Genomic DNA, 8,432 nt, shown 5'->3' with positions numbered 1-8,432 from the left:
GGTCTTAGAGCAAAGATTTGGTTCATGCATGCTGATCTTACAAGTAAGCTGCCAATCACTGATAATGTAGATGGTGTTGATGTATCATCTTACTATGGTGCGAATCTAAGATTTTTCTTCTAGAATAAATTCAGTTGATTAAGGACTTCTAGAGTCAGATATTAACTATCTGCGTAAAAACTTTCCTAGTTTAGAACTCATTCGAAATTCTATAAAATGTTGATATGACACATTAATCAAAGGAATGAGAATGAGACACTTTATGAAAAAGCTTTCTCTATGTTTAGCTATTGGAGCAGTTTGTGCCCCAGCTATGGCCTATAACATTGTAGAAAGAGCAACGCTTGTAGATGACAGATTTAAGACACTAGAGCTAACAAGAGCAATCGGACACGATTTCTTCTTTAACCTCTCAGCAACTTACTCACCAGACACTCTTGATATGACGGATGACTTCGATCGTATTGATGCAATCGATACAGGGAGTGAGACTCAGGATATCCAAGAGGCAACAGATATCATGAGAACATATTTTGATAAGGAACAAATCCTAAGAGCTAATCTTGGACTAGGATTTCCTCTTCCTTCATTTACAGCTTTTAATACTAAGATTAAGCCAAACTTTAGAGTTGATGCTGGTATCTTTGCCATGCTTACTCCAAAGAGTGATACAGTTTCACTAACAAAGCTAATTGCAAACCTAGACCAGGTTCCGGCAAATATTAGAACTCAACTTGATAGCTGTCTAACAGCTGCTATCGCTGCGCCTCTTGCAAATGGTTCTGACCTTATTGCTTACTGTGTTGGGCGTGGAGATATCACTCAAGCTCAAGCTGATCAAATTAAAGATACTTATGGTATTACAGAAATTCCATTTAACTCAAGTTATGCCAACACTGAAGTTGATGCTGTTGCCGTTGATATTTACGCTAAGGCCGAAGTTAAGGCCGGTTTTTTTAATACATATAAGTATGATGAGCACTTCTTTGGTGATTTCAACCTTTACGCTCTTGGAAGACTAGATATTAAGAAGACTGCTGATGCCATCTTACTTGTTTCTGGTGGTGGGGCAACTGATGAGTTTGCAGAAAACACACTTGTGAACATGGTAACAGACTTTATGTTTGGTTATAGGAACTCGAACTACTCAGTGAAAGCTGGTTTTGAGGAGTTAAAGCTTGCTGAGATGAGTAAGGAAGACGATGCAGATCTTAACTTTGGTGACTCTGCTCTATTTAGACTACACGGACAAGCAGATTATCAACTTTCTGTATTTAAGCTTTCTCCGTACGCAGGTTTCCACACAAGAAGTGGATACGGAATTGGTGATGCTTACTACCTAGGTGCTGATTGGGGTGTCTTTGTTTGGAATGATAGACTAGGTCTTAACATTAAAACACAACTTGATAAAGAGCATATTACTCTAGGTCTTAGAGCAAAGATTTGGTTCATGCATGCTGATCTTACAAGTAAGCTGCCAATCACTGATAATGTAGATGGTGTTGATGTATCATCTTACTATGGTGCGAATCTAAGATTTTTCTTCTAGAATAAATTCTTTGATAGTATAATTAGATTATCTATAGAGGGGAGGCCATGGCCTTCCCTTTTTATTTTGAGGTAGCTATGTCTGTAATGAAAGACTTAAAGAAAATTGCTCTTGTCGCACACGATGCTAAGAAATCGGAGTTGATGGAGTGGGTAAGAGATAATATTGAGCTTTTAAAAGAGCATCAAATTTATGCGACAGGGACAACTGGGCTCAAGATAGAAAAAGAAATCGGTATCAATGTCATCAAGTTCAAGAGTGGGCCACTCGGAGGTGATCAGCAAATAGGCTCTGCTATTGTTGAGGAAAAGCTGGATGTTCTTATTTTCTTTTGGGACCCTCTTTCAAGTCAGCCTCATGATCCCGATGTTAAGGCCCTACTACGAGTAGCCGCGCTTTGGAATGCTGCGGTTGCATGCAATAAGACTTCTGCGGATTTTATTTTGCAAAGTCCTCTTATGAAGCAGTCTTATCGTCGCGACTTAAAGCATATTCTTCAATATACTAAAGATCGTACTGTTTAGTTACTTGGTTGTTGAGCAGCTGGCCCCACCTAGGACACAGAATTGTGCACAGAACTTATGATTGAGTTGTACTCTCTTTTTTGAATTTTTTAAAGTGTGACCCATATCAAATTGTTCATCATAAGCTAGTAAAGTACATGGCATCACTATAGGCCTTTCATGCTCTTTCTTTTTAACAATCATTCGCTCACTGGCACACATTTGTTGATCTGGGGACTTTGAGAGGATATCCCAGCACTTTGTTGTGATCTCTGGAACGTCTTTATTGAGATCCATCTCAGGAAAGACGACAAGCTTACCATTTAGATCAAGATTGATTTGGTTGTCCTTTAATAACTCTTTGTAGCCGTTGAGTCCTTCTTCAAAACTCTCTTCTTTTAAGTGACGACCGGCAATTGAAATATTAAATCCCAACTCTACGAACTCGCGAATATTTTGGAGCGTTTTTTCAAATGTTTTTGGTCCTCGCTCTTTCTCATGTATTTGTCTTGTAAAGTGATCGAGTGAGATTCTTAGATGCAACTTATCTGCGTAGTTATTCTTAAGTGCGATTAATTCGCTCTTTCTTCTGTTTATGACATTGTAGGCATTACTGAGAACGAGGACCTCAAAATCTCTTTTGAGCACTTGTTCGATGATGCCCATAATTTCAGGATTGAGAAAGGGCTCTCCTCCTGTCAGTCCAATTAGTTCTACTGGCCAGCTATTTTCTTTGACTTCTTGCAGATAGGGAATGACTTCATTTTCTTTAATATAGCTAAGCCTGTCGTTAGTTGGTGTTGATTCTATATAACAATTTTCACAACTCAGGTTACAGCGACTTCCGGTATTGAACCAAAGTGTTCTTAGCTCTATTAAGTCAACAAAGGCCCTTTCACTTCCATCATTGGTAATAAAGGGGTCACTAAACTTTTTGATTATATCCTTAGTCATATTCTTCCCTTACATGAATTTAATATTTGGAATTTAAATTTAATCCTCGCTCATAAATCTTATTCATTCTCTCATCGTTTACTCCGAGATGGTAAGCAATTTTGAGAATTTGATTTAAGAGAATTTGTTTAAGTAGTCCATTCTTATTAAAGCGTACACTTGAGGTCGTGCTAAAACTTTTGCAAAGAAAAGCAGGTGAGTGTTTTCTCAGTTTTTCACATATTGCTGTATCTTCAAATATTGAGAGATTTGGGAAGCCCTGTATATTTTCAAATAATTCCCTCTTAATAAAAAGACAGTGATCAAGATAGTAGATTTGTGAGAACTTTCCGCGAATATTATTTGAGTACCATGATGTAAAGTCTAAGAGTCTATTTCTCTTATCAAAGCGATGGGTAAAGGCACCCCATTGAAGCTCTTTCTTATTGATTGTTCGTGTAAGCTGCTCTATTGCTGACTTTTCTAAAAAGCTTCTCGGGTGAATAAAAACAAAGAATTGTGCTGTCGTTGCCGAGGCCGCAAAATTCATTTTTTCAGCACGAGAATTTGTCTCTTTCTGTAAGACTTGAATCTTATTATTTTTAAGCTCTAGCAAGTTGCCTGAGTTGACCAGAATGAACTCATAGTCTGTCTGCTGGTGCCAATTGATAACTTTGGCGAGTTGCGGCGAAATTTGGCCATCTTTAATGGGAGAAATCAAACATATCTTCATGGCAGAGGGATTATTCCTTATTTTTTGACCTTTTGATGTGTCTTAGTTTACCATAATATCAAGACTTTATATTAACTTAAAAATGGATTTCTATGGAAGTTGCACAGCAGGCCCAAGAGTATTGGAATAATTTTAAATCTAGCGAAGGTATCGATCACGACAATTACAATATAAGTATGTTTGGCGGACCTGATATTGCTGATCAACTTTGTGAGCTCATCGTGAGTGGAGAGAAGACGGCCGGCTCTAGTCTTGTCAAAGACTTTGAGATGGCGGGAGACCCTCTTCCAAAGGCCGGTGATTTCCACGTTGTGATTAACTCTGAGAAAGAGCCAGTTTGTATTATTAAAATTACAGATACTGAAAAGCATATGTTCTATGATGTGCCTGAGTCTGTTGCGGCCGCTGAAGGTGAGGGCGATAAGTCTCTTGCGCATTGGCAAAATGTCCATGAAGACTTCTTTTCTTTTTTTCTGGAAGAGTTAGAGATTGATAGTCTTGAAAATGCAGAAGTGATTACAGAACATTTTGAAGTTGTTTTCAAATAGGTTTAAAGGTTTAAATAATGAGTAAGAAAAAGAAGAACTACCATAAGAAGAATAAGAATCAACAAGTACAGCAGGATGTGAAGACAAAGAGTTCTTTGAATCTCTATATTTTGATTGGAATGATTGTTGTTGGTGCAGCTTCTATCATTTATCTCTCTTCTAAGTAAGAGCATAACTTAAACTAAGAGGCGGCAAGCTTATTTGGTACCGTCTCTTGTGAATTAATATTGTCATCTTCAATATAGCGGTCACACCAACTTGCAATAATATTGGCCACATACTCTGTGTCTTGGGCTTTCGTTAATAAATGATCCGCACCGGAGAGTGAGATAAAGCTCTTTGGGTGTCTGGCATGGGTGTAAATATCTTTGGCATTTTCAATCTCAACAGTTTCATCTTCAGGTGAGTGAAAGATTAATAGGGCCTTTCTCATTCTCTGCACTTTTTCTAAAACTTTGTGAGATTTAATATCCTCTAGAAATTGTTTCTTTATTGTAAAAGGCCTGCCGCCAATTTCAACTTCACTTTCTCCGCAATTTTCTATTTTCTCGAGATGACCTTTGAATAGGTGGGTGAGGTGAACTGTCGAGCTTGGGGCCCCTATTGTAATGACGGCCTTAATATTTTGTAGCTCACTTGCCAATGTGAGAACTGCGGCACCTCCTAAGCTGTGACCAATTAATATCTGAGGGGCGCTATATTCTCTTTCAAGTTGTTGGTAAGCACTTTTTAAGTCTCTAAGATTGGAGCTGAAATTTGTTTCTGAAAAATCACCCTCACTGGCTCCTAGTCCCGTAAAGTCAAAACGAAGCACAGCAAAGCCATGCTCTCTGAGAGTTCGTGAGATTCTCCTATTGGCGCTGAAGTCTTTATTACCTGTAAAGCAATGAACAAAAATAGCAAAGGCCTTAGGAGGGCAATCCGGTAGCTCTAGTTTCCCTGAGAGTTCTCTTCCATCAGGATTATGAAATGTGTAGGGTATAGTCTTTGCCATGAATCAGTTCTCCCTCTTTATTTTATCATTTTTCTAAAATTTTCCGCCATTTTTGTTGACCAATTGTTTGCATGTGTTAAATTTAGTATGATTTATCAAACTTATGGAGTTTCTATGAAATTATTTAGCTATATTGCTGTTTTCTCACTAGTTTTAGTATCTTGTTCATCTTCTCACAAAGAAGAGGCGATGAAATTGAATAAGATGGTTGATGGCTATGATAAAGAGGCCAGATCTCTAATCACTAATAATAGAGATAAGAAAAGTAACGAGCTGCTACTTAAAAGTGCAAAATCTCTGATTTCTCAAGCTGGGCCAATCCTTCTTGCTTATTCTAAGAAGTACCCACAATGTGAGGGGTTCTTAAAAGGTGTTATTGATTCTGCTGATAAAATGCAGGCGCTAAGTCTTCATCAAATTGAAAAGCAATATCATGATGGAGAGGCCCTACCAAAGTCTGATGAGGTTTGTTTTGAAGCAAAAGAACTTATTGTTCACCCTGCTACTGTTGTCATCATTTCAAAGAAGAAAAGGCTTAAAAAAGGTGATAGAAGACAAATTAATGATGAGATTTCAGAGGTTCTTGGACACCTAGAAATGTTCAAAGAATCTATCTAATGTTTAATTAGTCATACAAGATATAGGGAGCTCAAAGCTCCCTTTTTTGTTTCAATTTTACTCATTCATTGAGATAATTAATTTTTATATAATTTAAATTAAAGGAAATCATATGAAAGGATCTCAAAAAGTTATTGATCAACTAAACTTTCTTCTTACGGGGGAAATGACATCTATGGATCTCTACTTCCTTCATTCTCGTATGTATAAGGATTGGGGATTTGGGAAACTCTATGATCGTATCAATCATGAGATGGATGATGAAAAAGAACATGCTTCAATGCTAATTGAAAGAATCATCTTCTTAGGAGGGGCACCTTGTCTTTCTAAGAGAGATGCTTATGAAGTTCATGATAATGTGACTGATATGCTTAAGCAATCACTTGAGTTTGAGTATGATGTCGCTAAGAACCTTAAGGCCGCAATTAGAGTGTGTGAAAGCGAAGATGATTTTGTTTCAAGAGATATCTTAAAGAAACTTCTTGTCGATACAGAAGATGATCATATTGATTGGTTGGAAACTCAGATCGGTCTTATTGAAAAAATCGGTCTTGCAAATTATCTTCAGTCTCAGGCCGGTGCTGCTTCTGACGAATCAACGACTGGACACTAAAAAAAGTTCTAATACCTTTTATAATACCGAGAAGGTTGAGTGCATAGATTCTAAGAACACTCGGCCTTCTTTTTTCTCACTAATTCCACAAAGCATTTCAAAATACCAAAAGCGTTTGTATTACCGATCACAAGTAAGTAGATGAGAAAGGCAATTCTTTGAAAAAATCCAAAGTGTTTGAGAATAACGTAGGTGTAATTTCGGGCATTGTTGATTGCGACTTTATTTGGAATAAAGTGTGAGTGGTTACTATCATGTAAGAGTTCTAATTTTGGGCTAAAGAGAAATTTTCCATGTTTAGACATTGCAAGGCAGATGTCTAGTTCCCAATGAGAGCCGTTTCCCTCTCTTATATCACTTTGCAACTCTTCATCGAGCATGGGAACATACTTTCTCCAAAAAGACATATTGACACCTTTTAGGACATCGACATCTAATTGATCTATAACTTCATGATGATGGTTTCCTATCATCTTGCCATACCAACTAACTTTACCAATCTTATCTACGACTCTTCGGTAGTTCTTGTGAAGGTCTTGGAAGATAACGTCTGGTCCACCAACTCCAATATATTCTGGATTCTTTGTTAGGAGCTCTTCTATATTTTCTAACCAGTTTGGGGGAGTGTAGGCGTCGTCATCGAGAAAGACAAAGAATATCTTCTTTGACTCTTTTAAGGCCGGCATTTTCTGCATGAATAACACCCGCTCTTTCCACATGAATTGCTATAATAGGAAGTTTATTTTGAAATTCTTTAATAATCTCTTGGGTTTCACTATCTTCAATTCTAGAGACAAGGTAGAGCTGATCAGCGGCCCTTGTTTGTTTCTCAAGATGTTTGAGGCATTTTCTAAATTTCTCTGGTCTCTTCCACGTTGGAATGAGCACGGCCATGGTATTTTTTGACATAATTCATTTTCCTAAGCCTTTGATATTAATGCAAGGGGGCACAAATGAATTGCCAAAGTGGAAAGGGGTTTCATATGATGCATTCATAAAATATCTCGGAAATAACTTATGAAAAAAAATCGCGATAATCCTTACTCTTTTCATTTATCATTCAGTGGCCATGGCCTCAATGATTCCTCAAAATGACCTCTATATTGGTGTTGAACAGAAGTCTAATAGTCAGATATCTGAAACAGAATTTCATGAGATTATCGATTTGTTAGAGGGGAGTTATCGCTCATTTATAGAGGGGCTTGGGGTTCAGTTTACGGTTGAAAGAGATTGGCATGATGGTGTAGTCAATGCGAAGGCCTGGAAAAGAGACGGCCACTACTTTTTTAAAATGTATGGCGGACTTGCTCGTTTTGAGACTATGACTGCAGATAGCTTTACCCTTGTTGGGTGTCATGAATTAGGGCACCTTATTGGTGGAGCCCCAACGATTAAACCTTTTAATATAGCAAGCTCTGAAGGTCAGGCCGATTACTTTTCAACTTCAAGATGTTTCAAGAAAATTATTAAAGGCCAAGATCATAAGAAGATTATGGGGGAGCAAGCAGTTGATCCCTATGCTCTTGATCAGTGTGGAAAGAGCTTTAACGAGAAAACTGAAAGTTATGAGATTTGTCTTAGAACATCTTTAGCTAATAGAGCGATGGCCCTAACTTTTGCTTCACTATCTGGTCTTGATCAAGTTCCTGCTTTTGATACCCCAGATCCTTACGTGAGAATGTTTATTATCTTCAATGGTTATCCAAATCCACAATGCCGATTAGACACTCTCTTTGCAGGCTCTCTATGTAACCTCGGTAAGCAAGCGGCTTCAATGCCTGATTTAGAAAAGTATAATCAAGGTTTCTGCTCAAAATTTAATGGGCATGAAAGAGGATTGAGACCACTTTGTTGGTATGTTCCAAGATCAGATGAAGACCAGCAGAGTAAAACAAGAGATTAGTTGAGGTTATATTTTCTCAGCTCTGTCTTCATTTGTTT

General features: G+C 37.7%; 12 protein-coding genes. 7 read left to right on the top strand and 5 right to left on the bottom strand.

The features are described from left to right. Window positions 1-250 precede the first annotated feature (250 nt). Window positions 251-1,549 carry a hypothetical protein gene (locus M901_RS07950; RefSeq protein WP_034721320.1) on the top strand — a complete coding sequence of 433 codons (1,299 nt, stop codon included), beginning with the start codon at window positions 251-253 and terminating at the stop codon, window positions 1,547-1,549. An 86-nt stretch (window positions 1,550-1,635) separates the two neighbouring features. After that, window positions 1,636-2,073, top strand: a complete 438-nt coding sequence (locus M901_RS07945; protein WP_034721325.1) for a methylglyoxal synthase — start codon at window positions 1,636-1,638, stop codon at window positions 2,071-2,073. On the opposite strand, the gene M901_RS07940 is transcribed toward M901_RS07945, so the two are convergent. Both M901_RS07940 and M901_RS07935 read right to left on the bottom strand, forming a co-directional pair. Continuing rightward, on the bottom strand, window positions 2,074-3,006 hold the full coding sequence (locus tag M901_RS07940; RefSeq protein WP_021277667.1) for a radical SAM protein: 933 nt from the start codon (window positions 3,004-3,006) through the stop codon (window positions 2,074-2,076). A gap of 19 nt (window positions 3,007-3,025) precedes the next feature. Next, window positions 3,026-3,718 carry a glycosyl transferase gene (locus M901_RS07935; RefSeq protein ID WP_157679915.1) on the bottom strand — a complete coding sequence of 231 codons (693 nt, stop codon included), beginning with the start codon at window positions 3,716-3,718 and terminating at the stop codon, window positions 3,026-3,028. Window positions 3,719-3,810: 92 nt separating this feature from the next. Here M901_RS07935 and M901_RS07930 point away from each other — a divergent pair, with 92 nt between their 5' ends. Both M901_RS07930 and M901_RS17505 read left to right on the top strand, forming a co-directional pair. Continuing rightward, window positions 3,811-4,266, top strand: a complete 456-nt coding sequence (locus M901_RS07930; protein ID WP_021277671.1) for an ASCH domain-containing protein — start codon at window positions 3,811-3,813, stop codon at window positions 4,264-4,266. Window positions 4,267-4,283: 17 nt separating this feature from the next. Then, window positions 4,284-4,433 carry a hypothetical protein gene (locus tag M901_RS17505; RefSeq protein WP_021277674.1) on the top strand — a complete coding sequence of 50 codons (150 nt, stop codon included), beginning with the start codon at window positions 4,284-4,286 and terminating at the stop codon, window positions 4,431-4,433. Between the two features lie 14 nt (window positions 4,434-4,447). On the opposite strand, the gene M901_RS07925 is transcribed toward M901_RS17505, so the two are convergent. Then, window positions 4,448-5,260: a S9 family peptidase gene (locus M901_RS07925; protein WP_021277678.1), complete on the bottom strand. Its 813-nt coding sequence runs from the start codon at window positions 5,258-5,260 to the stop codon at window positions 4,448-4,450. Between the two features lie 114 nt (window positions 5,261-5,374). Between M901_RS07925 and M901_RS07920 the strand changes: the two genes are divergently transcribed. Together M901_RS07920 and bfr are read left to right on the top strand one after the other, a co-directional pair. Beyond that, window positions 5,375-5,878: a hypothetical protein gene (locus M901_RS07920; RefSeq protein ID WP_021277669.1), complete on the top strand. Its 504-nt coding sequence runs from the start codon at window positions 5,375-5,377 to the stop codon at window positions 5,876-5,878. Window positions 5,879-5,990: 112 nt separating this feature from the next. Beyond that, a complete protein-coding gene (gene bfr / locus M901_RS07915) occupies window positions 5,991-6,491 on the top strand; it encodes a bacterioferritin (protein WP_021277677.1) in 501 nt (166 codons plus the stop codon). Window positions 6,492-6,541: 50 nt separating this feature from the next. Here the strand turns inward: bfr and M901_RS07910 are convergent, their stop codons facing one another. Together M901_RS07910 and M901_RS07905 are read right to left on the bottom strand one after the other, a co-directional pair. Continuing rightward, the gene (locus M901_RS07910) at window positions 6,542-7,186 is read right to left on the bottom strand and encodes a glycosyltransferase family A protein (RefSeq protein ID WP_157679913.1); all 645 of its coding nucleotides are present in this window, start codon (window positions 7,184-7,186) and stop codon (window positions 6,542-6,544) included. Beyond that, on the bottom strand, window positions 7,128-7,400 hold the full coding sequence (locus M901_RS07905) for a glycosyltransferase family 2 protein (protein WP_021277670.1): 273 nt from the start codon (window positions 7,398-7,400) through the stop codon (window positions 7,128-7,130). Before M901_RS07905 ends, M901_RS07910 begins: the two co-directional genes overlap by 59 nt. A gap of 160 nt (window positions 7,401-7,560) precedes the next feature. Here M901_RS07905 and M901_RS07900 point away from each other — a divergent pair, with 160 nt between their 5' ends. Then, complete coding sequence (locus tag M901_RS07900) at window positions 7,561-8,394, top strand: hypothetical protein (protein ID WP_157679911.1); 834 nt, start codon at window positions 7,561-7,563, stop codon at window positions 8,392-8,394. The last annotated feature ends 38 nt before the right edge of the window (window positions 8,395-8,432 follow it).

This window comes from Bacteriovorax sp. DB6_IX (assembly GCF_000447775.1).
Classification (GTDB): Bacteria; Bdellovibrionota; Bacteriovoracia; order Bacteriovoracales; family Bacteriovoracaceae; genus Halobacteriovorax_A.
Note: the sequence above shows the minus strand (reverse complement) of the source record. Positions and strands in the feature narration are given on the sequence as shown.